15 protein-coding genes, 1 tRNA gene and 1 pseudogene are annotated in these 23,813 nt (G+C 64.6%); all 17 read left to right on the top strand.

Annotated features, from left to right (window positions below):
- Nucleotides 1-966 (top strand): annotated as a pseudogene (locus ACTQ1Z_RS07505) (hypothetical protein); the annotation flags it as partial.
- Nucleotides 967-1,049: 83 nt separating this feature from the next.
- The gene (locus ACTQ1Z_RS07500; RefSeq protein ID WP_293814361.1) at nucleotides 1,050-1,373 is read left to right on the top strand and encodes a YbaB/EbfC family nucleoid-associated protein; all 324 of its coding nucleotides are present in this window, start codon (nucleotides 1,050-1,052) and stop codon (nucleotides 1,371-1,373) included.
- 3 nt (nucleotides 1,374-1,376) lie between these two features.
- The gene (gene recR / locus ACTQ1Z_RS07495) at nucleotides 1,377-2,021 is read left to right on the top strand and encodes a recombination mediator RecR (RefSeq protein ID WP_317285393.1); all 645 of its coding nucleotides are present in this window, start codon (nucleotides 1,377-1,379) and stop codon (nucleotides 2,019-2,021) included.
- Between the two features lie 59 nt (nucleotides 2,022-2,080).
- The gene (locus ACTQ1Z_RS07490; protein ID WP_441859935.1) at nucleotides 2,081-3,139 is read left to right on the top strand and encodes a hypothetical protein; all 1,059 of its coding nucleotides are present in this window, start codon (nucleotides 2,081-2,083) and stop codon (nucleotides 3,137-3,139) included.
- 137 nt (nucleotides 3,140-3,276) lie between these two features.
- Nucleotides 3,277-3,353 (top strand) — tRNA-Asp (locus ACTQ1Z_RS07485).
- A gap of 309 nt (nucleotides 3,354-3,662) precedes the next feature.
- Complete coding sequence (locus ACTQ1Z_RS07480; RefSeq protein ID WP_320679901.1) at nucleotides 3,663-4,331, top strand: HAD family hydrolase; 669 nt, start codon at nucleotides 3,663-3,665, stop codon at nucleotides 4,329-4,331.
- Complete coding sequence (locus tag ACTQ1Z_RS07475) at nucleotides 4,307-4,804, top strand: RrF2 family transcriptional regulator (protein ID WP_343005277.1); 498 nt, start codon at nucleotides 4,307-4,309, stop codon at nucleotides 4,802-4,804. Before ACTQ1Z_RS07480 ends, ACTQ1Z_RS07475 begins: the two co-directional genes overlap by 25 nt.
- Nucleotides 4,801-5,679, top strand: coding sequence for an adenine glycosylase (locus ACTQ1Z_RS07470; protein ID WP_441859932.1), 879 nt, complete (start codon nucleotides 4,801-4,803; stop codon nucleotides 5,677-5,679). Before ACTQ1Z_RS07475 ends, ACTQ1Z_RS07470 begins: the two co-directional genes overlap by 4 nt.
- A 265-nt stretch (nucleotides 5,680-5,944) precedes the next feature.
- Nucleotides 5,945-6,490, top strand: a complete 546-nt coding sequence (gene rbr, locus ACTQ1Z_RS07465; protein ID WP_320679896.1) for a rubrerythrin — start codon at nucleotides 5,945-5,947, stop codon at nucleotides 6,488-6,490.
- A gap of 704 nt (nucleotides 6,491-7,194) precedes the next feature.
- Nucleotides 7,195-9,417, top strand: a complete 2,223-nt coding sequence (gene glgB, locus ACTQ1Z_RS07460) for a 1,4-alpha-glucan branching protein GlgB (protein WP_441859930.1) — start codon at nucleotides 7,195-7,197, stop codon at nucleotides 9,415-9,417.
- Between the two features lie 90 nt (nucleotides 9,418-9,507).
- Entirely contained in the window at nucleotides 9,508-11,943 is a 2,436-nt protein-coding gene (locus ACTQ1Z_RS07455) for a glycogen/starch/alpha-glucan phosphorylase (RefSeq protein ID WP_441859928.1), read from the top strand.
- 84 nt (nucleotides 11,944-12,027) lie between these two features.
- A complete protein-coding gene (locus tag ACTQ1Z_RS07450; RefSeq protein WP_320679616.1) occupies nucleotides 12,028-13,176 on the top strand; it encodes a glucose-1-phosphate adenylyltransferase in 1,149 nt (382 codons plus the stop codon).
- A 3-nt stretch (nucleotides 13,177-13,179) separates the two neighbouring features.
- Complete coding sequence (gene glgD, locus ACTQ1Z_RS07445) at nucleotides 13,180-14,277, top strand: glucose-1-phosphate adenylyltransferase subunit GlgD (protein WP_441859926.1); 1,098 nt, start codon at nucleotides 13,180-13,182, stop codon at nucleotides 14,275-14,277.
- The gene (glgA, locus tag ACTQ1Z_RS07440; protein WP_320679619.1) at nucleotides 14,277-15,773 is read left to right on the top strand and encodes a glycogen synthase GlgA; all 1,497 of its coding nucleotides are present in this window, start codon (nucleotides 14,277-14,279) and stop codon (nucleotides 15,771-15,773) included. The genes glgD and glgA overlap by 1 nt, the downstream gene beginning before the upstream one ends.
- Nucleotides 15,774-15,825: 52 nt before the next feature.
- Entirely contained in the window at nucleotides 15,826-19,191 is a 3,366-nt protein-coding gene (locus ACTQ1Z_RS07435) for a 4-alpha-glucanotransferase (RefSeq protein WP_441859923.1), read from the top strand.
- On the top strand, nucleotides 19,191-22,655 hold the full coding sequence (gene mfd / locus ACTQ1Z_RS07430) for a transcription-repair coupling factor (RefSeq protein ID WP_441859921.1): 3,465 nt from the start codon (nucleotides 19,191-19,193) through the stop codon (nucleotides 22,653-22,655). Before ACTQ1Z_RS07435 ends, mfd begins: the two co-directional genes overlap by 1 nt.
- 72 nt (nucleotides 22,656-22,727) lie before the next feature.
- Nucleotides 22,728-23,813: a Gfo/Idh/MocA family protein gene (locus ACTQ1Z_RS07425; RefSeq protein ID WP_320679622.1), complete on the top strand. Its 1,086-nt coding sequence runs from the start codon at nucleotides 22,728-22,730 to the stop codon at nucleotides 23,811-23,813.

Below are 23,813 nucleotides of genomic sequence, written 5' to 3'. Positions count from 1 at the left end.
GATCGTCGGCAGCGTCAGATGTGTATAAGAGACAGGTCCGCGCCTGCTCCGGCACCCACGGCTGCTCCGACGCCGGTCAAGCCCGCTGCTCCCGCGCCCGCTCCCGCGGCGACCCCGGCTCCCGCGCCCACTTCGTCGGTCGCTGCTGGCAATCTCCAGCGCACGTGGAAGGGCGTCGTTGATGGCATCGTCAAGAGCAACCCCTCGTGTGGCGGGTTGCTGCTTAACGTGACCGCGCTGTCTGATGACGGCTCGACCTTGACGCTTGGACTGCCCGCGGGTGGTTCTTTCGTCCGCCTGATGCTCGGCCGTGCAGATGTGAAGGCGATTCTCGATGCCGCCGTGACGGCCGCCTTCGGCCCTCGCCAGATTGCGCTCGTCGGCTCCGAGGCACCTGCCGCGCCTGAGCCCAAACCTGCCCCGGCCGCCGTTGCCGCGCCCAAGCCCGCTCCGGCTCCTGCCGCCGTTGCTTCGCCTGCGCCGGTCTCTCCCGCGCCGGTTACCGCGCCTGCGTCGGCACCCACGCCGGCCCCCGTATCGGGTTCCGCGCCGGCGCCCATGCCCGCGTCCGCTGCTCCCGTCCAGGCGCCCGCGCCGGTATCCGCGCCCGCGCCGACACCCACGCCGGCCGCCGCGCCCGAACCGGCGCCCGCAACCGAGGAAGACGAGCCGCCCTATGACGACTACGTTCCCTATGACGACGAGGATGCCTTCGTTCCTGGCGACGAGGATTCCGTGCCCGTGGGCTTTGGCGCCGACCCGAGCGAGCCCGAGGCGCCCGCTGCCCCCGCGTCCGCGACCGCGCCGGCTCCCGCGCCTGCGGCACCCTCGCTTTCCGTTCCTCCCGCGGCTTCCGCTGCGGCGGGATCGTCTGACCCCATCACCTCCGAGGCAGAGCTTCGCTCCGCGATGATGGACATCTTCGGAGCCGGAATCAAGATCGACCATGTTGAGGGCGACGCCTAGGCCGGATGGCATGCAAGGCCCTCAGCGGGTAAAGTAGAAGAGTTGCCAATGCCGTTTTCTCGGCGATAGACGAAGGAGCCCCCATGGCCCAGATGAATATGCAGCAGATGATGAAGCAGGCACGCAAGATGCAGGAGCAGCTTGCTGCCGCGCAGGAGAAGCTCAAGGACCTCGAGGTCTCCTCCTCCACCGGTGGCGGCATGGTCAAGGTCGTCGCTACTGGCGAGATGCAGATCAAGTCCATCGAGATTAGCCCCGACGCCTGCGATCCCGAGGACGTCGAGCTTCTCCAGGATATGGTCCTCGCTGCCGTTAACGAAGCCCTTTCCAGCGCCCAGGAGGCTGCCGGCTCTCAGATGAGTGCCGCCACCGGTCTCGGCGGCATGAACATTCCGGGGCTCTTCTAACCTATGCCCTACGACCAAATCGGCGCCCAGGGAGAGCCCTTCGGTGCCTCGCGCAATGATGGCCGCGCCTTGCGTCGCCTGCTCGACGAGCTTGGCCGCCTGCCGGGCATTGGGCCTAAGAGCGCCCAGCGCATCGCCTATCACATCCTCGGCGCTGATGCCGAGGATGCTCGTAGGCTTGCGCAGGCGATCCTCGACGTCAAGCAGCAGGTTCACTTCTGTCCGGTCTGCTTCAGCTACGCGACGCGCGAGCGCTGCGACGTCTGCGAGGACCCGGGCCGCGACCAGACCTCGATCTGCGTAGTCTCGGAGCCCCGTGACGTCTCCGCCATCGAGCGGACGGGCGCGTTCCACGGCCTGTATCACGTCCTCGGTGGCGTGATTTCGCCCATGGATAAGATCGGGCCGGAGCAGCTTCACGTGCGCGAGCTTCTCTCGCGCCTGGCAGACGGCACCGTCACCGAGGTCATCCTCGCGACGAATCCGGACGTCGAGGGCGAGACCACGGCTACGTACCTGTCGCGTACGATCAAGCCTCTCGGCGTGCACGTGACGCGCCTCGCGAGTGGTCTTCCGGTTGGTGGAGACCTTGAGTATGCGGACGAGGTCACGCTAGGGCGTGCGATTGAGGCCCGCAGAGAGCTGTAGAATCTCGTCGTCAGCGGAGGCGGGCATTTCGTCCGCCTGCCGCGCGCGACAAAGGGGGAATGGCGATGTCAGCAAAGCGCTTCAAACAGCCGGATCAGGGTCAGCCCCAGCGGGCCGCATCCGCGTCTGGCCAGTGCCCCGTCTCCGGACACCACATGGGCGCGCATGCCGCCACGCCGCGACCGGCGGATCGGGTTCCTCCGGTGTCGGGGCATTCCGCGTCTGCACGCACTCAGGCTGCGTCCGTGCCCGCCGCGGCCCATCGTCAGGGCTCTGCGCCGGCTCGCGCCAGGGGCTCCCGCTTTGCGGACGCAACTCGCGCGACTGCTTCTTCCCACCAGTTCGCCCACCTCGGGGGCACTACGGACCTTGGCGTTGCCGCCGGTCAGGTTCCCGTCACCGCGTCTGACGACGGGGCCGGCTCCTACTCGGGTGACGACGCGCCACGTCCCATTGACGTCGACCCTGCGGCAACGGGCTCCTTTAATACGATCCGTCGCGGTCAGGGTGCCGTTATCTCTACGCGCGAGACCGCAGGTCGTGCTGCCGCTGCCGCTCGCAGGTCTCTTCCCAAGGAAGCGCGTCGCGGTCGGGGCACGCGCCAGCGTTCGGCAAAGGCCCCGCTTCCGGTTCTTGTCGGCATTGGCGTTGCCGCGCTCGTGGTAGCCGTCCTTCTCGTCATGCTTGTCACGTCGCTCCTGGGCGGCTCCTCCAAACAGGCTTCTGGTGCCGCCACGACCGCTCCCGCCGAGACGGTCGTTTCTGCGCAGGAGGGTATCCAGCTTGGGGCTTACACCTATTCCACGAGCCAGGGCGATCAGGGCTGGGAGCTTGTCCGCAGCTCGGCAGGTGGGGAGACCGCGGTGGTAGCGGCGCTTTCGGGCACCCCCGCCTCCGTCTGCCTATATCAGGGCACGCTTTATATTCCGGAGAACCTGCCCGACGGCACGTGGGACATCATCTGTTATCTTCCCGCCGATGGCTCAACTGCTTCCCAGCTGCTTGGCGGCGACGGCCAGCCCGTCGTTGGTTCGGGCACGGTGGCAAGCGCCGTGGTTCAGGGCGGGTCGCTTGCGCTTTCCGGCGATGGCGTCTCGCAATCCGTGCCTCTTAGCTAGAAGAAGCGAGCGATATCCCCGGTAGATGGCTCGCGCTGGAGTATGTTGCGTCTTTGTCAAAAACCGGCAAAGAAATTTGAAAAAGTTACTAGACAGGGCTAGAGAGTTTCCTGTACTATAGCTCTCGCACCTGACACGGGGTATTAGCTCAGCTGGTTAGAGCGCCGGCCTGTCACGTCGGAGGTCGCGGGTTCGAGCCCCGCATATCCCGCCATTGGATGTTCGAAGGGTCCTGGTTCACGCCAGGGCCCTTTTTGTTTTGGGCGAGCGGTCCTCCTCGCGTGGCGAGTCGCTCGGGCCGCGCATCTCTTTGCCTGGACGACCCTGTGTCATTCCGCCTCCGTCGCTGGAGCCGAGCTGCCTGCTAAATCTGCCGCCCCTTGAGAACGAGACCACTCCCTCAGTTGCGGTGCCATTACCAAGGGCCCACAAAACGCCATGCGACTGGTCGCATTTGCTAAAATTGCTAGGTCGCACTCACATTTCACGGGGGTGATTAATGGTGACTGCGCCGACGCAAACAATGGGCCCAGCTCGCCTCGCCGTCTTCGACTATGACGGGACGATTCTGAGCGGTCAGTCGGGCTCTCTCTTTTCGCGCTATCTGCTTTCGAACGGGCTTGTGACGAAACGCACCGCGTTGCGCCTGTTCTGGTGGGGAGTTCGCTATAAGCTTCACCTGCCATTCCGCCAGGATGAGGCTCGCGAGCTGATCTTCCGCGATCTCGGGGCCCATGGCTACGATTACGCCACGCGGGTCATGCGGGATTTCTCGCATGAGGTTCTCGAGCCGCGCGAGCGGGCCGCCGCCAAGGCGGAGATTCGTCGCCGTGCCGATGAGGGCTGCGCTACCGTGCTCGTTTCCGCGACGTTCTTCGAGATTGCCCGCCTTGCGGCAGAACGCCTGGGTATTGACGGCGTTGCCGCCACGCGCATGGAGCGCGACGCCGATGGCGCTTATACCGGCAAGGTTGAGGGCGAGGTCGTCGCGGGTGCGGGGAAGGTCCGGGCTGTCGTCGCTTGGGCAGAGGAGCGCTTCGGCCACGAATGGTCGATTGCCTACGCCTATGGCGATCACTTCACCGACGAGCCTCTGCTTGAGCTGGCGGACACGCCTTACGCGGTCTGTCCGGGGACCACGCTCTCGCGCATTGCGAAGAAGCGCGGTTGGCAGAGTTTGAACTGGAGGTAGCCTTGGATATCTCGAGAAAGACGGACTACGCTCTGCGCATGCTCGCAGAGCTCGTCCGCGAGCCTTCCGGGGTCGTTTCCGTTCGTTCCGCGGCAGACCAGAACAACGTGCCTTACTCCTTCGCGCGCTCGATTCAGCGCGACCTCGTTCAGGCCGGCGTCATAGAGAGTATTCGCGGTTCTCGCGGTGGCATGCGTCTCGTAGCTGACCCGTCGACCGTCACCCTGCTCGATGTCGTCGAGGCCGTGCAGGGCCCGCTTGCGATTTCCGGCTGTGCTGCGGCTGGTCCGGATGGGGGAGAGTGCCCGCGTGCCATCGCCTGTGGATACAATCCCATTTGGAGGGGTGCTCAGGAGCTGCTCGATAGCTATCTCTCCTCGGTGACGCTTGCCGAGGCGGTTTCTGGCCGCGCGCGTCCCGTCGTGGACGCCCGCTTCACCCGTCCCGGCGAGTCCGGCGTGGCGCATCGATGAGCGAGGGTATCGAAGCCTTCCGCGACCGCGTCTATCTTGCGGGCCGCGAGCTGTATCGCGATCTCCCCTGGCGCCGCACGCGTGATCCCTATGCGATTTGGGTCTCCGAGGCGATGCTCCAACAGACGCAGGTCTCTCGCGTTGACGGGAGATGGCAGTCCTGGCTCGACCGATTCCCCTCGGTCGACGCGCTTGCCGCCGCTACCTCGGCAGACGTGCTCGCCGAGTGGCAGGGCTTGGGCTATAACCGTCGCGCCCTCGCGCTCTGGCGCGCCGCGCGGGAGATTTGCGAACGCCACGCGGGCGTTATGCCCTACGACGAGGCCGACCTCAGGGCGCTTCCGGGGATTGGTCCCGCGACGGCTGCCGGCATTCGCGCCTTCGCGTTCGACTTGTCCGGCGTCTACCTCGAGACAAACGTGCGCGCGGTCTTTCTCCACGAGCTCTTTCCCGGTGCCGAGGGCGTGCCGGATTCCGCCCTTCGGCCGCTCGTGGCCGAGGCGTGCCCCGACGGCTCGCTGCCAATCGCCGGTGCTGATGTGCTGTGCTCGCCGCGTACCTGGTATTACGCATTGCTTGACTATGGCGCGCACCTCAAGCGAACCTTGCCCAACCCATCCCGTCGCTCTCGCGAGAACGTGAGGCAGTCGCGTTTTGAGGGGTCACATCGTCAGAAGCGCGCCGTCCTCGTGAGGCTGTTGCTTGCTGCGGGCATTGAGGGGGTCTCTGTCGCCGACGCCACTCTCGAGCTCACGGAATTCGAGGCCAAGGCGGGGCGTGCCGCCGTTACTGAGGCTGCCGCCTCGGGCATTCTCGAGGAGCTTGCCGCCGAGGGCTTCTGCCATGAGGTGGCTTCGGGGTGTTGGGTCGTCTAGCTGCGATCTTGCCGTCGCAAGCAGGGACCTTATTGCTGGTGGCGCGTCTCTGCGCCGCCTTGCCCTGGCGGTGTGCGGGCGTTTGCGCTTTTCGTATGCGAGCGATTGCCGCCTGCGTGCGCGGCCAGCTGGCGCTTTCGCGCGATGCGCGTGACGTGTTGATTGTTCGGCCGTGCGTATTGCTCCCGCGCCTGGGGTAGAAGAGCTGTGGTACGATTGGGGCGTCGCCTGGGATTGCGGCGCACAAGAGAGAGAGGAAGTCGCCATGGCTACCAACTTTGCCGATTCGAAGACCAAGAAGAACCTCGAGGCCGCTTTTGCTGGCGAGTCTCAGGCATCGATGAAGTACGGCTACTATGCCAAGGCCGCCAAGAAGGAGGGCTACGTCCAGATCGGGCAGATCTTCTCCGAGACGGCTGGCAATGAGGCTGAGCACGCCAAGCTGTGGTTCAAGTACCTGCACGATGGCGATGTGCCCGACACGCTCACTAACTTGAAGGATGCCGCCGAAGGCGAGAACAGCGAGTGGACGAGCATGTATCCCGAGTTTGCGAAGGTTGCTCGCGAGGAGGGCTTCGACGAGATTGCCGCTCGCTTCGAGAGCGTCGCCGGTATCGAGCGCACGCACGAGGAGCGCTATCGCAAGCTCGCCGAACGTGTCGAGAACGGCGAGGTGTTCAAGCGCGAGGGCGTTAAGGTCTGGAAGTGCTCCAACTGCGGTTATCTGTATGAGGGCGACGCCGCGCCCAAGGTCTGCCCTGTTTGCAAGCATCCACAGGCTTACTTCGAGGAGCAGGCGACCAACTACTAAGCGCGTGGCCAAAGCCGTGTAAACGTGCGTGCGGCCTCGAGCGAAGCCACGAAGGCGCGCGAGTTCCCGCGAGCGATCTCGCGGGACGCACGAGTGAAATCGCGGCGTGGCCGGCATATCCGCTCGCAATCAACAAAGAAACGCGCGAAAATTCAGGATTCGCATAGCTCGATCGCGCGGAGGAGCGCCCCAATTGGGGCGCTCCTCTTTTTTGTGCGCCAAGTAGGGGGCTAATCGGCTTCCTGCCGAGTAGACGCCTTTTTTGTCCCGCAAAAGCCGAGGTCGCTGAGAGCTCTTGAGTGGGTCTACTCGAGCTCGGGCGATTTAGCCCCCTACTTGGCGACTTTTTCGTGTCGCGGCCTTTCTCGAGAGGATCCGCACCTCACTTCCGAAAGCGGGAGCTAAATGTTTAGGTCTAAAACAAAGCAAAACCAATTTCATATAACGGCAGCTCGCAGGCCTGCTTTGTGCTACACCTTAAAAATGTGCACGAAATGTGAACCGCCCATCATTGAACCACGCCCGCTTACCGAAGCTTTTCATTCGCTGGCGCTCCTGGGGATGCGGGCGGGCATAAAGTGGAGGTGTCCCATCGAGCCCGGGGTCATACGTTCGCGAATCAACCGGTTTTACGCCGGGGCTGCACTTGCGATATCGCCTGGCTTCGCTGGCGTGTGGGAGAGGGTTGAAGAAGGGGGATTCGAATGAAGGCAACCAAAGCCGCCGTTGATCCGGTGGCTGGCGCAAGCCTCGACATAACGTCTGACGACCTGTACTTGATGGCTGCTGGTACCTGGTATCGCAGTTATGACAAGATGGGCGCTCACCCTACTTGCGAGAATGGTGCCTCTGGCTACCGCTTTGCCGTTTGGGCCCCCGGCGTGCGATCGGTCCACGTCGTGGGTGACTTCAATGGCTGGGATACCTCGGCAAATCCGCTTTCGCCCTTGCCTACGGGCGGCGTATGGTGCGGTTTCGTGCCTGGTGTTAGCGAGGGTGAGCTATACAAGTTCGTCCTCGAGACGATGTCTGGTGAGCTGCTCTATAAGGCCGATCCCTACGCCTTCGCCGCGGAGCTCGCGCCGGGCACCGCCTCGGTCACGGTGGCGGATCCCGCATATGCCTGGGGCGACGAGGAATGGCTCGCCCACCGCTCCCAGAACGGCCACATGCATGAGCCCCTCAACATCTATGAGGTGCATCTCGGTAGTTGGAAGCGCCATGGCGACGAGCCCCAGGGCGAGCCCCGCGAGGACGGTACCTGGCCTGGCCCCATGGACGAGTTCCCCGCCCAGCGCGGCGCCTACTACTCCTATGACGACATGGCTGCCGAGCTCGTGCCCTACGTCAAGGAGATGGGCTACTCCCACGTCGAGCTCCTCCCCGTGATGGAGCATCCCTTCGATGGCTCGTGGGGCTATCAGGTCACCGGTTACTATGCCCCTACCTCGCGCTTCGGTTCCCCGGAGGGCTTCATGCGCCTCGTCGACGCCTTCCATCAGGCGGGCATCGGCGTGATCCTCGACTGGGTGCCCGGCGGCTTCTGCGCGGACGCCCATGGCCTCGCGATGTTCAACGGCGGGATGCTCTATGAGCGCGAGATCCACCCCAACTGGGGCACGCACAAGTTCGACTTCGCTCGCGGCGAGGTGCGCAGCTTCCTCGTATCCAACGCGCTTTTCTGGCTCGAGCGCTTCCACGCGGACGGCATCCGCATGGATGGCGTCTCCAGCATGCTCTACCTCAACTTCGGTATCGACAATCCCGCGGAGAAGCGCCTGAACGAGAAGGGTACGGAGGAGGACCTCGATGCCTCCGCCTTCATTCGCCAGGTCAACACCGCGGTGGGCGACTACTTCCCCGGTACGATGATGATGGCGGAGGAGTCCACCGCGTGGCCCCTCGTGACCTACCCGCCCGAGGACGGCGGCCTGGGCTTCCACTACAAGTGGGACATGGGCTGGATGAACGACACCCTGAGCTACATGCAGACGGACTTCCCCTGGCGTCCCGGCGCCCACGGCAAGCTGACGTTCTCCCTCATGTATGCCTTCAACGAGAACTTCATCTGCCCGCTCTCGCATGACGAGGTCGTCCACGGCAAGTGCTCGCTGATCACGCGTCAGCCGGGCGATCAGTGGAGGCAGTTCGCCGGTCTGCGGACGCTCGCGTTCTATCAGATGACTCATCCCGGCGCGAAACTAAGCTTTATGGGCAACGAGATCGGCCAGTACATCGAGTGGCGCTACTACGAGTCCATCCAGTGGTTCCTCGCGAAGGAGTATGAGCCCCACGCGAAGCACCAGCACTTCATCGCCGCTCTCAATAAGCTCTATCTCGAGCAGCCGGCGCTCTGGCGCGAGGCGTACGAGTGGCAGGGCTTCGAGTGGCTCTCGGCGGACGACGCCGAGCACTCGATTATCTCCTTCGTCCGCCGTGGCGACGAGGACGAGGAGCTCGTCGTCGTCATCAACTTCGACGTCAACTTCCGTCCGAGCTGGCGCGTCCCCGTGCCGCGTGAAGGCGATTACGTCGAGCTTTTCAACTCGGACGCCGAGGAATTCGGCGGATCGGGCCAGCTCAACGGCGGTACCATCCAGAGCCGCCCGGAGGACTGCGACGGACGCCCGGATTCCGTGATCGTGAACGTGCCCCCGCTGGGCGGCATGATTTTGCGTCGCATCGGGCCGAGCACCTTCGTGCCGGAGCCCAAGGAGGCCACCGAAGTCAAGCCTGCCGCCAAGCGCGCTCGTCGCGCCAACGGTCCGCTGCCCGTCAAGGGCAAGCGCGCGGCCACGCAGAAGAGCGCTAAGACCAAGAAGCGTGCAGCCGCCCCAAAGGCGTCAGGTAAGAGGAAGGGCAAGTCTCCGAAAGCAAATAAGGCCGACGCCCCTGCCAAGTCCGCAAAGGGCGCTACCATCAAATAAATGCCTGCTAACAGGCGTCTATCGAGGCCAAACTGGGCTGACAGACGCGTAACAGCACCAGAGAAGAGTCAGATCGATGGGAGCACGTACATGACCGACCGTATCTTCGAGAATTCCGAGGTTTTTGCCACCGAGTATCGTTCCATGCTCGAGTCCCTCGTGGGCAAGGACTTCAAGGACTGCACCACGCTTGAGCAGTACCAGGCCCTGGCCCAGCTCATCGCGATGAAGGCGAACATCGAGTTCGCCACCTCGGATTCCGAGAACAAGAAGAGTAACAAGAAGAAGGTCTACTACTTCTGCCTCGAGTTCCTGCTTGGCCCCCTGCTCGATAACTACCTGCTCAACTATGGCGTTCGCGACCTGGTCAAGGACGGTCTTGCCAACATGGGCATCGACCTCGATGAGCTCATCGCCCAGGAGGTCGACCCGGGCCTTGGCAACGGTGGCCTCGGCCGTCTCGCCGCGTGCTTCCTCGATTCCATGGCCGCCGAGGGCATCCTGGGCTTTGGCAACGGCATGCGCTACCACTACGGCCTCTTCCGCCAGAAGATCGTCGATGGTCGCCAGGTCGAGGTGACGGACAACTGGCTCGACAAGGGTTATCCGTGGGAGACGAAGCACCCGGAGAGCGCCGTGCTCGTGCGCTTCGGCGGCGAGGTCGTCCGCCACGAGGACGAGAGCGGCAAGTTCTGGTTCACGCAGGAGGACGGCGAGCTCATCAAGGCCGTCCCGTATGACGTGCCGGTCATCGGCTATGGCGGCAAGACCGTGAACCGCCTCCGCCTTTGGAGCGCCGAGCCCGCGCACGAGGACTTCGACCTTGACGCCTTCAACGTCGGCGACTATGCCAAGGCTGCGAAGTTCCGCACGGACGCCGAGGCCATCTCCGAGATCCTTTACCCCAATGACGCCGGCGAGCACGGCCGCATCCTGCGTCTCAAGCAGGAGTACCTGTTCGTGGCCGCGGGTCTCGCCTCGATCCTGCGTAACTACAAGTATGACCATGCGGACGCCGGCTGGGAGCGCTTCCCGGATTTCGTCGCCATCCACACGAACGACACCCACCCCGCCATGTGCGGCGCCGAGCTCATGCGCCTGCTCGTCGACGAGGAGGGCCTCGACTGGGATACCGCGTGGGACATCACCACTCGCTCCATCTCCTACACCAACCACACCGTGCTTCCCGAGGCCCTCGAGAAGTGGCCGATCGACACCTTCCAGCGCCTGCTCCCGCGCCTCTACATGTACGTTGACGAGATCAACCGCCGCTACATGGAGAGCTTCCCGCGCGACATCGACAACTGGCAGGAGAAGCTGCGCAACACCGCCATCCTGTGGGACGGTCAAGTCCGCATGGCGAACCTCTCGGTGATCTGCAGCCACAGCGTCAACGGCGTGGCCGCGCTCCACACGGAGATTCTCAAGCGCGAGACCCTGCATGACTTCTACGAGCTCATGCCCGAGAAGTTCAACAACAAGACCAACGGCATCTCGCCGCGTCGCTTCCTCGGCAACGCCAACCCGAGCCTCTCTGCCCTCATCACCTCGAAGATCGGTGACGGCTGGCTTGCGGACGCCGACGAGCTCTCCAAGCTGGCCGCCTACTACGACGACGTCGACTTCCTCGACGCCATGAGCGCGAGCAAGCGCGAGAACAAGGTTCGTCTCGCCAAGTATGTCCTCGAGCAGACCGGCGTCGAGATTGACCCGGATTCCATCTACGACGTCCAGGTCAAGCGCTTCCACGCCTACAAGCGTCAGCTGCTCAACATCTTCAAGGTCATGAGCATCTACAACCACATGCTCGATGACCCGAGCTACAAGCCGCACAAGACGACCTTCATCATCTCCGGCAAGGCGGCGAGCGCCTACACCTTCGCCAAGGAGGTTATCCGCCTTATCAACTCGGTCGCAGACGTCATCAACAACGATGATCGCGTCAACGAGTACATCAAGGTCGCTTTCATCCCCAACTTCGCGGTCTCGAACGCCCAGCTCATCTACCCCGCGGCCGACATCTCCGAGCAGATCAGCACCGCCGGCAAGGAGGCCTCGGGCACCTCGAACATGAAGCTCATGATGAACGGCGCCTTGACGCTCGGCACCCTCGATGGCGCCAACGTCGAAATCGCCGAGCTCGCGGGCATGGAGAACGAGAAGATCTTCGGCATGAAGGTCGAGGAGGTCGAGGCCCTGCGCGCAAGCGGTAACTACTTCGCGCAGGACATCCTCAACGCGGACCCGAACGGCATCGGCCGCTGCGTGCGTCAGCTGACGGACGGCACGTTCGCCCGCCTCTCGGGCAATTTCGAGCAGATCAGCTCCGAGCTCATGGGCAACAACGACTACGACTTCGTGATCGCGGACTTCGCGAGCTACGTCCAGGCTTGGGGGGAGCTGACCGCCACCTACGACGACCAGCGCTCCTGGCAGCGTAGGGCCCTCCACAACATCGCGAACTCCGGTCAGTTCTCGAGCGACCGCACCATCAGGGAGTACGCCTCAGAAATCTGGGGGCTCTAGGGATATACGGCCCCAATCGCCCGCACAACCTTCCGCGGGCGAAGGGCCAGGCATACCAATTACGGCGTGAAGGGGGAAGGACACATGGGCAAGAAGGAAAGCATCGCGATGCTGCTTGCCGGTGGACAGGGAAGCAGGCTTCTTGCGCTCACGCGCAATATCGCCAAGCCCGCGGTCTCGTTCGGAGGCAAGTACCGCATTATCGACTTCGCGCTCTCTAACTGCGCGAACTCGGGAATCGACACGGTGGGCGTGCTGACGCAGTATCGCCCCTATCTGCTGCACTCCTACATCGGCACGGGTGCTGCGTGGAACCTCGATGCGCGTGACGGCGGCGTCTCGATTCTGCCGCCCTACGCCACCGAGACGGGCGGCAACTGGTATGCCGGCACGGCGGACGCCATCTACCAGAACCTCGACTACATCGAGAGCTATGACCCCGAGTACGTCGTGATTCTGTCCGGCGACCACCTGTATCGCATGGACTACAGCAAGATGATCGAGAGCCACAAGGCCAACAACGCCGACCTCACGATCTCGGTCATGCCGGTCGACTGGGCGGAGGCCTCGCGCTTCGGCATCATCACCAAGAACGAGGACGACTCGGTCGCCAAGTTCACCGAGAAGCCCAAGAAGCCGGACTCCAACCTCGCCTCGATGGGCATCTACGTCTTCAGCACGGACGTCCTGCTCCGCTCGCTCCGTGAGGACGCGCAGGACCCGCAGTCCGAGCACGACTTCGGCAACAACATCATCCCGAAGCTCCTCGCCGAGCAGGCTCGCATCTTCTGCTACGAGTTCCACGGCTTCTGGCGCGACGTCGGCACCATCTCGAGCTATCACGAGACCTCGATGGAGCTCCTCGGCCCGAACCCGGCGTTCGACCTGTATGGCAAGGAGTTCCCGTTCATGACGAACGCCCCGGTGCGCCCGCCGCACTACGTGGGTCCGGATGCCGTCATCGACGACGCGATTGTCGCCAACGGCTGCCGCATCGAGGGCACCGTCCGGCACTCGATCATCTCCACGGACGCGGAGGTTGGCCCGCGCGCGGTCGTCGAGGACTCGGTGCTGTTCCCGGGCGCTGTCGTCAAGGAGGGCGCGCACGTGGTTCGCGCGATTCTGGGCGAGAAGGCCGTCGTTGAGGCGGGCGTCGAGCTCGGCAGCGTTGATGTGACGAAGGACACGGCAGTTATCGGCGACGAGGTCGTCGTGGGGAAGGGGGAGGAGTAGGCCATGGAGACCGCGGTCGGACTCATCACCACAAACTATTCCGTCAAGCACCCGAGCGCCCTCACGAAGCTGCGCCCGGCGGCGTCCGTGCCGTTCCTCGGCCGTTACCGCCTCGTCGACTTCCCGCTCTCGAACATGGTCAACTCCGGCATCGAGACCGTCGGTGTGATCATGCCCTATAACTATCGTTCGGTTGTTGACCACCTCTACACCGGTAAGGACTGGGGCCTCGATCGCAAGAAAGGCGGCCTCTTCCTTATGCCGGGCTCCGCGTTCGGCACGAGCCGCAAGGGCCCGCGCTTCCTGTTGCGCGATCTCATCGCCAACCGCGTGTTCCTCGATCGCGACAAGGCCAGCAACGTGGTCGTCTCCGCGGCGAACATCATCTATAACTACGACTATCGCGAGCTCATCCGTGCTCACAACGAGAGCGGCGCAGACATCACGCTACTCACGAAGACCTACAGCTGCGAGGCCGAGGACGTCTCGAGCGTCTACACCGAGGACGGGCACGTCCGTGGCTTCACCTATGGCACCCGTTACGGCGATGAGGGCTTCCTTGACTGCTTCGTGGTTAAGCGCGAGAAGCTCATCGAGCTCATCGAGCGCTATGCCAACGTCGACTATCTCGACCTGTTCGAGGCCATCGAGCCGGATCTTCCGCAGCTTGACGTTCGTGCGCACAGGGTCGACATGTACACGGGCTCGGTTTTCGACGCGCGCATGTATGCCAAGCGTAGCCACGAGATGCTTGACTCCAACGTCACCGCCGAGCTCTTCCCGCCTGATCGCCCGATCATGACGAAGGCTCACGATAACCCGCCTGCGAAGTATGAGAGCGGTTCCCGCGTTACCAACTCCATTGTCTCGGGAGGTTGCCGCATCCAGGGCACCGTCGCGGACTCGATTCTGTCTCGCCATGTCGTCATCGAGCCCGGCGCTTCCGTGCGCGACTGCGTCATCATGAATGACTGCGTCATCAAGCGCGGCGCTCGCCTCGAGCACGCGATCATCGACCGCGGAAACGTCATCACGGCTGGCACCGAGCTTCGCGGCACGCCTGAGGCCGTTCTCGTGAAGGAGAAGGGCGGCGAGAGGTAGTGAGTGGCCGAACCCGCAGGAAGCTTCGCGTGGTCTTCTGCGCCTCCGAGGCCGCCCCGTTCGTGAAGACGGGCGGCCTGGGCGACGTCGCCGGCTCGCTCCCCCACGAGCTCCGTCGCTGCGGTAGCAAGGTCAGCGTGATCCTGCCCAAGTACCGCCGTATCCCGGCGGAGTACCGCGATAAGATGAACCACGTGGCCGATTTCTGGATGAACCTGGGCTGGCGCAACGTCTGGTGCGGCGTCGATCACCTCAACTATCACAGCATCGACTACTACTTCATTGATAACGAGGACTACTTCGGTCGCGATACCATCTACGGCGACTTCGACGATGGCGAGCGCTTCGCGTTCTTCTCGAAGGCCATTACGGAGTGCCTGGGTCGCGTGCCGGAGCTTGCCGGGACCGACATCCTCCACTGCAACGACTGGCAGACGGCGCTCTCGTGCGTGTTCCTCCGCGAGTTCTACAAGGGCCTTCCCGGATACGACAACGTCAAGACGGTGTTCTCTATCCATAACGTGAAGTTCCAGGGTCAGTATGGCGACGAGGTCATGAGCGACATCTGCGGCCTGGCGGATACCGCTGCCGCCGGCCAGATGTACACGGCCCCGAAGACCATCAACTTCATGAAGGGGGCGCTCCTCTACGCGGACACCATCACCACGGTGAGCCCGACTTACGCCGAGGAGCTCAAGACCCCGTTCTATGGCGAGGGCCTCGATGACATCTTCCGCGATCGCGCCTGGAAGCTCCATGGCATCCTGAACGGTATCGACACGCAGGAGTACGACCCCAGGATTGACTCTGGCATTGCCAGCCACTACTCCGTGGACGACCTCTCCGGCAAGGCCGCTTGCAAGGCGGCGCTGCAGGAGGAGCTTGGCCTCAAGGTTGACCCGAGCCGTCCCCTCGCCGTCATGGTGAGTCGCCTCACCAAGCAGAAGGGCTGCGACCTGGTCCAGTACGCGCTGGGCCAGCTGCTCGACCGCTCGGTCCAGGTCGCCGTGCTCGGCACCGGCGAGAGCCAGTACGAGGATTCCCTCCGCTACTTCGACTGGAAGTACAAGGGGCAGATGTGCGCTCGCATCGACTTCGACTCGAAGCTGTCTCATCGCATGTACGCGGGTGCGGACCTGTTCCTGATGCCCAGCCAGTTCGAGCCGTGCGGTCTGTCGCAGATGATCTCGATGCGCTACGGCACCCTGCCGGTGGTTCGCGAGACCGGCGGCCTCAAGGATTCCGTCGTGCCGTACAACAAGTTCACGGGCGAGGGGACCGGTTTCTCGTTCGCGAACTTCAATGGTGACGAGTTCGCTGCGACGGTTTTGAACGCCTGTGAGGTATTCTGGACTGACAAGGATGCCTGGGAGGGCCTCATGCGCAATGCCATGGGGGCCGATTTTGGCTGGCGCCGCGCTGCCAACCAGTATCTGGATGCCTACCATGACCTCCATCCCGAGGTGATTCCTTACAACAAGAAGCGGAACCGGTAGAGCCCGTCGCCTGCGGAGCTCCCGGTGACCGCAGGACGGATGGGATAGAGACATGTGGGCATATCACGACAGTCGTGACAGCCGCTATAGGATTCCGTTCGGTGCCGCCCCCGCGGGCGGCACCGTCACGCTTGGCCTCTCCATCGGCGGAGACTCTGGCGCGCATGTGGCCCTGCGCACGTGGGTCGACGGCGAGGGGGAGGCCTTCGTCCCCATGACGGGCGAGCCCGAGGGCGATCACCTGCGCTTTTCGTGCGAGTTCACGCGTGAGAGCCCCGCGATCGTGTGGTACTCCTTCGTGATCGAGCGCTCTGACGGCCGGGTGCTGCGCTACGGCGCGCGCGATGGCCACACCGGCGGAGAGGGCATGCTCTGCGAGTGGCAGCCCTCCTCCTTCCAACTCACGGTCTATCGCCCGCGCGAGGTCAAGCCGGAATGGTTTACCTCGGGCATCGTCTACCAAATCTTCCCGGACCGCTATCGCCGCGGAAACGACTGGCGTGAGCGAGCCCAGGCGGCAGGCCACCTCCATGGGAACGACTCCGCGGATGGCATCCCCGGTCCCAGGCGTCGCGTGGTCGAGGACTGGGACACGGACCCGTCCTACGAGAAAGACGCCGATGGCCGCGTCGTGGCGTGGGACTTCTACGGCGGCACGCTCGATGGCATCAGGGGAGACCTGCGCCGTCTCGCTGACATGGGCGTGACCGTCATCTATCTGAACCCGATCTTCGAGGCCCGCAGCAGCCATCGCTATGACACGGCTGACTTCATGCGCGTCGACGCGATGCTTGGCGACGAGGAGGGATTCTCCAGGCTCTGTCGCGAGGCGGGAGAGCTCGGCATCTCGATCGTCCTTGACGGCGTCTTCAACCATGTGGGCGCGGACAGCCGCTACTTCAACCGCTATGAGACCTATCCCGAACCTGGCGCCTGGCAGGCCCACGAGGCGGAGATTGCCGCTGGTGGTCCGGAGGCGGGCAAAGCCGTCTCTCCCTATGCGGACTGGTTCACCTTTAACGACGATGGTACCTACGAGGCTTGGTGGGGCGTCGATGACCTGCCTGCCGTGAACGAGACGAACCCTGGCTACCAGAACTTCATCACGGGGCCCGAGGGCGTCGTGCGCCACTGGCTCGCCGCCGGTGCGCGCGGCTGGCGCCTCGACGTGGCGGACGAGCTGCCGGACGAGTTCATCGAGGACATCAAGACGGCTGCCCTCGCGGAGCGTCCGGACGCACTCGTCCTGGGCGAGGTCTGGGAAGACGCATCGAACAAGATTAGCTATGGCAAGCTGCGTCGCTACCTGCTGGGTTCCGAACTCGACAGCGCGATGAACTATCCGTTCCGCACGGCGGTGCTCGACTTCCTTCTCGGCAACGTCAGCGCGGCGGATGCGGCGGAGAGCCTCATGCAGATCGCGGAGAACTATCCGCCTGAGGCCATGGCCGCCGCGCTGAACCTACTCTCGAGCCATGATCGCCCACGCCTCATGAGCGTGCTGGGCGGCGCGCTCGACCAACCCGACTGGCAGCCTTGGCCAGATGATTTCCCCGGACGCCTGACGGAGGCGCGGAAGGGCCTTGCCAAGGGCCGCTTTTGGCTCGCGACGCTCCTCCAGATGACCTACCAGGGCGTCCCCAGCATCTACTACGGCGACGAGCGTGGTATGGAAGGTCTCTGCGACCCGTGCAACCGCGGTCCCTATCCGTGGGACGGTGGCGACGCGGACTGCCAGGTGATGTATCGCAACACCACCCAGCTGAGGTGCGCCCTGCCCGTGCTCACGGATGGCATCGTGAGGCCCATCAACTGCGGCGACGATGTTCTTGGCTGGTGGCGCCTGCCTGCTGGCGCGAGCCTCGCTCCGCATGATGCGTCCGATGGCCCGAGCGTCTGCGTCCTCGTGAACAGGAGCCTTTCCGAGTCAAGGTACGCCTCCATTCCCAGCCGTGGCGAGCGTGCCGTTGACCTTATCGGTGGCATGGAGCTCAGGCGCGAGGGCGAGGCGGTCTCGCTTACGTTGCCACCGCTCGGCAGCGCCGTGATTTACTTCGATGACGAGAAGACCCTGGCAAGGCCCATGGACGCCGGCTGCGGCGTGGTCTGCCACGTCACGAGCATCCCCAACGGCGACAAGCCCGGTACGCTGGGTGCCCCCGCCCGCGCCTTCGTCGATTGGCTTGCGTCCTGCGGACAGCGCTATTGGCAGATCCTCCCCGTGAACCCCACGGACATGTACGGCTCGCCCTATGCGGGATCCTCGGTCTTTGCCGGAAACGAGCGCTTGCTCGAGCCGGATGGGGACGAGCTCAGGCGTCGCTTCGAGGCGTTCGAGCCCGATGCCGCGTTCCGTGAGTTCGTGCAGATCAACAAAGACTGGCTCGAGCCCTACTGCTGCTTCGCTGCCATCGCCGAGGTGCTTGACACGGAGGAGTGGCAGACCTGGCCGGAGGAGCTCCGCCACTACACACCGGAGCTCGCGGATGACCCGCGCTTCAGTGCCGGCATCGCATTCCATCGCTTCGCGCAGTGGGAGTTCGAGTGGGAGTGGATGGACCTCCGCGCCTATGCGAACGCCCGAGGCATCGAGGTCATCGGTGACATTCCCATGTACGTCGCCTCCTCCTCCGCTGATGTCTGGGCGTATCCCGAGCAGTTCCGTCTCGACGCGGATGGCGCGGCGGAGCTCCAGGCCGGCACCCCGCCGGACCAGTTCGCCGAGGAGGGCCAGCTCTGGGGCAACCCCTGTTACCGCTGGGACGCGATGCGCGCCGACGGCTACGACTGGTGGATGCGCCGCCTCGCGCGCACCTTCGGCCTCTATGACGTGACGCGCCTCGATCACTTCCTGGGCTTCGAGAACTACTACGGCGTGCCCGCCGGCAAGGGGGCCTGCGATGGCTCGTGGCTCGCGGGCCCGGGCGTCGACCTCTTCGCCCATGCCAACTCGCTGCTGGGACCGCTGCCGATCCTCGCCGAGGACCTCGGCTCGATTACGCCCGCCACGCGCGCCCTTCTTGCGCAGGTGGGTTGTCCGGGCATGGACGTCCTCCTCTTCGCCGACGGCGACGTGAGGGACGGGTGGCATCCGCACGCGGACAAGGTCGCCTATACCTCCACGCATGACACCTCCACCCTCGTGGGTTGGTGCGGGCAGAGGTTCGGCCTTGCCGAGGGTGACGCTCGCGAACTCGCCAGTCGTCTCATGCGTGACGCCTACTCGAGTGCCTCTCGCGTGGTCATGTGCACGCTGCAGGATGCGGCGCTGCTCGGCGACGAGGCTCGCATGAACGTGCCCGGCGTCGCGGGCGGCAACTGGAGCTGGCGCGCTACCGAGGCGGACCTCGACGCCGCCGCGCCGCACCTTCGCGAGCTCGCTTCCCTGCGTCCCGAGCGCCAGGAGGATGGTCGCTAGTGCTTATCAACCGAGTCTCTCGACAGCTGCTTTCCGCGCCGGAACTTCTCCCGGCGCTCTCCGAGCTCAGAGCCGGAAACGACGCCACGCTGGCAGTCTCCCAGAGCGCTCGTCCGCTTGTGCTGGCGAGCGTCTGGGCGGCTGACCCGCGTCCGTGCCTGTTCGTGGTCTCCGGCGAGGAGGCGGCGGACCGCGCGGCTAAGGCCCTCTCGGCATGGCTTGGCGGAGACGTTGTCTGCCGCTACCCCGAGCGCCGTGACCTCCCCTGGAAGGCGGAGACGCCGGACTGGTCCGTCGTCGGAGCTCGTTGCGAGGCGATTGGACGCCTGGCAACCGGCGACCCCTGCCTCGTTGTGGCGAGCGCCCGCTCGCTGCTTCGCCGCGTGCCGCCCGTGGGGTCTGGCTACTGGGCGAGCAGCACCTTCTCGGTGGGTGACGAGGTTCCCTTCGAGGAGGTTGGGTCCCTGCTCGTGGGCCTCGGTTACTCCGATCCGGGCGAGCTCGACGGCCCTGGCACCTTCCACATCCACGGCGACTCGGTCGACATCCATCCCGCCCAGATGGGCACGCCGGTGCGCATCGAGTTCTTCGGCGACGAGGTCGATCGCGTGAGGCGTATGGTCGCCTCCACTGGCCAGACCATCGGCGACCTCGACAGCGTGACCGTGCGCCCTTGCCGTGAGCTGGCGCTCACGGACGAGACGGTCGCTCGCGCGCGCAAGGCCCTCTGGGCGGATGCTCAGGCAAGCACCAAGGTCGCCGCTGACCTCGAGCTCATCGAGGCGCGAAGCGCGGACCCCACGCTCGAGCGCTATCTCGCCGCCCTCTATGGCAAGACGGCGAGCCCTCTCGAGCACGTCTGCGAGGGCGCCCTCATGTGCTTCGCCGAGCCGCGCGCCCTCTTTGACGACTGCGTGCGCGCTTCAGACGAGGTGACCCAGCTTGCGAGCAACGCCGGCGAGGAGACGTCGGGCCTCTACACCGCTCCTCGCGACCTCGACTTCGGCCGCCAGCAGCGGCTTTCGTTTGCAAGCATGCTGCGCGTGGGCTCCCAGGTCACCGCGGAGCTGCCCGTGAGGCAGCCGAGCGTTGCCGGCTCCGACACGCGCCTGCTCGGCCGCGTCCGTCAGCTTCTGAACGACGGCGCTTCCGTGCTGTTCGCCGTGCCTGACCGCGCGGCGCGCGAGCACCTCGAGCTCACCTTTGGCGACGAACGCGTCACCTTTGGCGAGGCGCTGGGCTCCGCTCCGGAGAATAGCGTGCCGGTGATGGACCCGACCGCGAACGACCTTGCGAACGCGCCGGACCTCCCGCGCGGCCAGGTGACCTTCACTGACCTGCCCGTGCCTGCCGGCGTCATCGTGCCGTCGGCGCGCCTCGCGATCCTCTCCGTGGGAGACCTCGCGATTCGCTCCGCCAAGCGCAAGACGCGTCGCCGCGTCGATCCCACGAGCGTGACCTTCCCGTTCAAGCCCGGAGACTACGTCGTCCACGCCACGCATGGCATCGCGCTCTTCTCCGACATCGTGCGCCAGGAGGTCGCCGGCAAGGAGCGCGACTACTTCCTGCTCGAGTACTCCGGCGGAGACAAGCTCTTCGTACCGCTTGAGCAGGTCGATCGCATCACGCGCTATGTCGGCCCGGATGGCTCCGCGCCGCGCCTCACGCGCCTCAACACCGCGGACTGGAGCCGTGCCACCGGCAAGGCTCGCAAGAACGCCCGCCGCCTCGCCTTCGACCTCGTCGATCTCTACACGCGTCGTGCGAGCGTCCAGGGCTTTGCCTTCGCGCCAGACACGCCCGAGCAGCAAGACATGGAGGCGGAGTTCCCCTACCAGCTCACGCAGGATCAGGCCTCTGCTGTGGCGGATATCAAGTCCGACATGGAGACCGCTCGTCCGATGGACCGCCTGCTCTGCGGTGACGTGGGCTTCGGCAAGACGGAGGTGGCCCTGCGTGCCGCCTTCAAGTGCGTCGCCGAGGGCCGTCAGGTTATGGTGCTTTGCCCCACGACGATTCTCGCCCAGCAGCACTTCGAGACGTTCTTCAACCGCTTCGCGCCGTTCGACTTCGAGGTCGACGTGCTCTCGCGCTTCCGCACGCCCAAGCAGCAGAAGCTTGCCCTCGAGGGCTTTGCGAGTGGCAAGGTGAGCGTCCTCGTGGGTACCCATCGCCTGCTTTCCTCGGACGTGAATCCGCATGACCTGGGCCTCGTCATCATCGACGAGGAACAGCGCTTCGGCGTCCAGCACAAGGAGCAGCTCAAGAACATGCGCGAGCAGGTCGACGTGCTCACGCTCTCCGCCACGCCCATCCCGCGTACCATGCAGATGGCGATGAGCGGCGTGCGCGATATGAGCCTGATCATGACGCCGCCGCCGGGGCGCCTCCCCGTCAAGGTGACGGTGGGGGAGTACGACCCGGACGTCGTCTCCGCGGCCATCCGTGCGGAGCTCGCCCGTGATGGTCAGGTCTATTACGTCTCCAACCGCGTGAAGACCATCGACGAGGCCGAGGCCCGCGTGCTCGAGGCCGCGCCCGAGGCCCGCGTGGGCGTGGCGCACGGCAAGATGAGCGCCAAGCAGGTCGAGGACATGATGATGAAGTTCCAGCGCGGCGAGATCGACGTGCTGGTGGCGACCACCATCATCGAGAGCGGCATCGACAACCCCCACAGCAACACCCTCATCATCGAGGACTCCCAGCGCTTGGGCCTGGCACAGCTCTACCAGCTCAAGGGGCGCGTCGGCCGTGGCCGCATCCAGGCGTACGCCTACTTCATGTTCCCCGGCGAGCGTCCGCTCACGCCTGAGGCGACGGACCGCCTCATGGCGATCAACGAGTACCAGGAGCTTGGCAGTGGCATGCGCGTCGCCATGCGCGACCTCGAGATTCGTGGCGCCGGCTCGCTCGTGGGGGCGGAGCAGCACGGCAACCTCTCGAGCGTCGGCTTCGACCTGTTCACCCAGATGCTTGGCGAGGCCGTCGCCGAGGCGAAGGGCGAGGCGGGTGGCGAGCTCGCGCAGAGCGAGGTCAACATCAACCTGTCCGCGGACTTCTACCTCGCGGAGGAGTACCTGCCCGAGGTCGACAAGCGCGTCCTGGTGTACCGTAAGCTCGCGGGCGCCGTGGAGCTTGCCGAGGTCGACGCGCTCGAGCAGGAGTGCGAGCGCGACTTCGGCGCGATGCCTGCCGCCGCGAAGAACCTCTTCGACCGCGCGCGCATCCGCATCCGCTCCCAGCGCCTGGGCGTCACGAGCGTCACGCTCACGAGTGGCCGCATCATCTACCTGGGCCTCAAGTGCTCTCGCGACCTTACGCTCAAGTTCAAGGCACGCGGGGCAATCATATATCCCAAGACCGAGAAGGTCGCCTACCCCTTCAAACGTGGTGCCGAGGACCTCGTCGCCTGCGCCTTGGCCGTGCTCGAGGAAGCCGGTGGCGACGACGAGCCAGAAGAATAACCGCTGGTGAGGACTCTGGCGCCATGCCAAGTCCCCGCCAAGACCCATCCCTTCGAACGAACGGAGAAGATTATGGCCGAGAACAGCTCGAACACCCCAATCGACGCGGCAGCCGCTGCGGACGCCGCCTTTGCTGAGGTCGCCGGCAAGCCCTTCCCCTCGGATGTCTTTACCGCGCCCGAGCTGCGCTGGGCCGTCATCGGTTGCGGTGTCATCGCGAACCAGATGGCGAAGTCGTTCGCGCTCGCGGGCCGCAAGCTCGCTGGCGTCCAGAATCGCACGCGGGCCAAGGCGGAGGAGTTCGCCGAGCGCTGGGGCGTCGCGCGCGTCTATGACACGCCGGAGGAGCTCTACGCTGACCCCGATATCGACGCCATCTACATCACGACGCCCCATAACACGCATATCAAGTATCTCCGCGGCGCCCTTGGCTCGGGCAAGCACGTGTTGTGCGAGAAGTCCATCACGCTGAACTCCGAGGAGCTCGCTGAGGCACTGACGATCGCGGACGCCAACCACGTCCAGCTCGTCGATGCCACCACCATCCTGCACATGCCCCTCTACCGCGAGATCATCCGCCGCGCCATGGCGGGCGAGTTCGGCCAGATGAACCTGGCACAGATTAATTTCGGTTCCTACAAGGAGTTCGACCCCAAATCGCGCTTCTACAACCGCGATCTCGCGGGCGGCGCCCTGCTCGACATCGGCGTCTATGCGATTACCCTCGCGCGCCTGTTCATGATGAGCCTGCCGGAGGACGTGCTCTCGATCGCCAATGCCTGCTCCACGGGCGTCGACGTCACGAGCGGCATCGTCCTGCGCAATCCCGACATGCAGATGGCCACCATCACGCTGTCGCTCCACTCGAAGCAGCCCAAGCGCGCCGTCCTCTCGTTTGACGACTGCTACATCGAGGTCACGAACTACCCGCGTGCGGACCGCGCCACCATCGTCTGGACGGCCGACGGGCGCCGCGAGGAGATCCGTGCGGGCGAGGAGGCCTACGCGCTGTGTTACGAGGCCGCGAACCTCGAGCGCGCCGTGGCCGGCGACCAGGTCGAGCAGAATATGATTGCCTACACCGTTGACGTCATGGCCATCATGACGATGCTCCGTCGCCAGTGGGGCATTCGCTACCCCGAGGAGGAGCAGGCGTAA

The sequence above is a fragment of the Parolsenella sp. LCP21S3_E11 genome (assembly GCF_052118165.1).
GTDB lineage: Bacteria > Actinomycetota > Coriobacteriia > Coriobacteriales > Atopobiaceae > Parolsenella.
The sequence above is the reverse complement of the archived record's forward strand: the minus strand, read 5'-3'. Positions and strand labels throughout refer to the sequence as shown.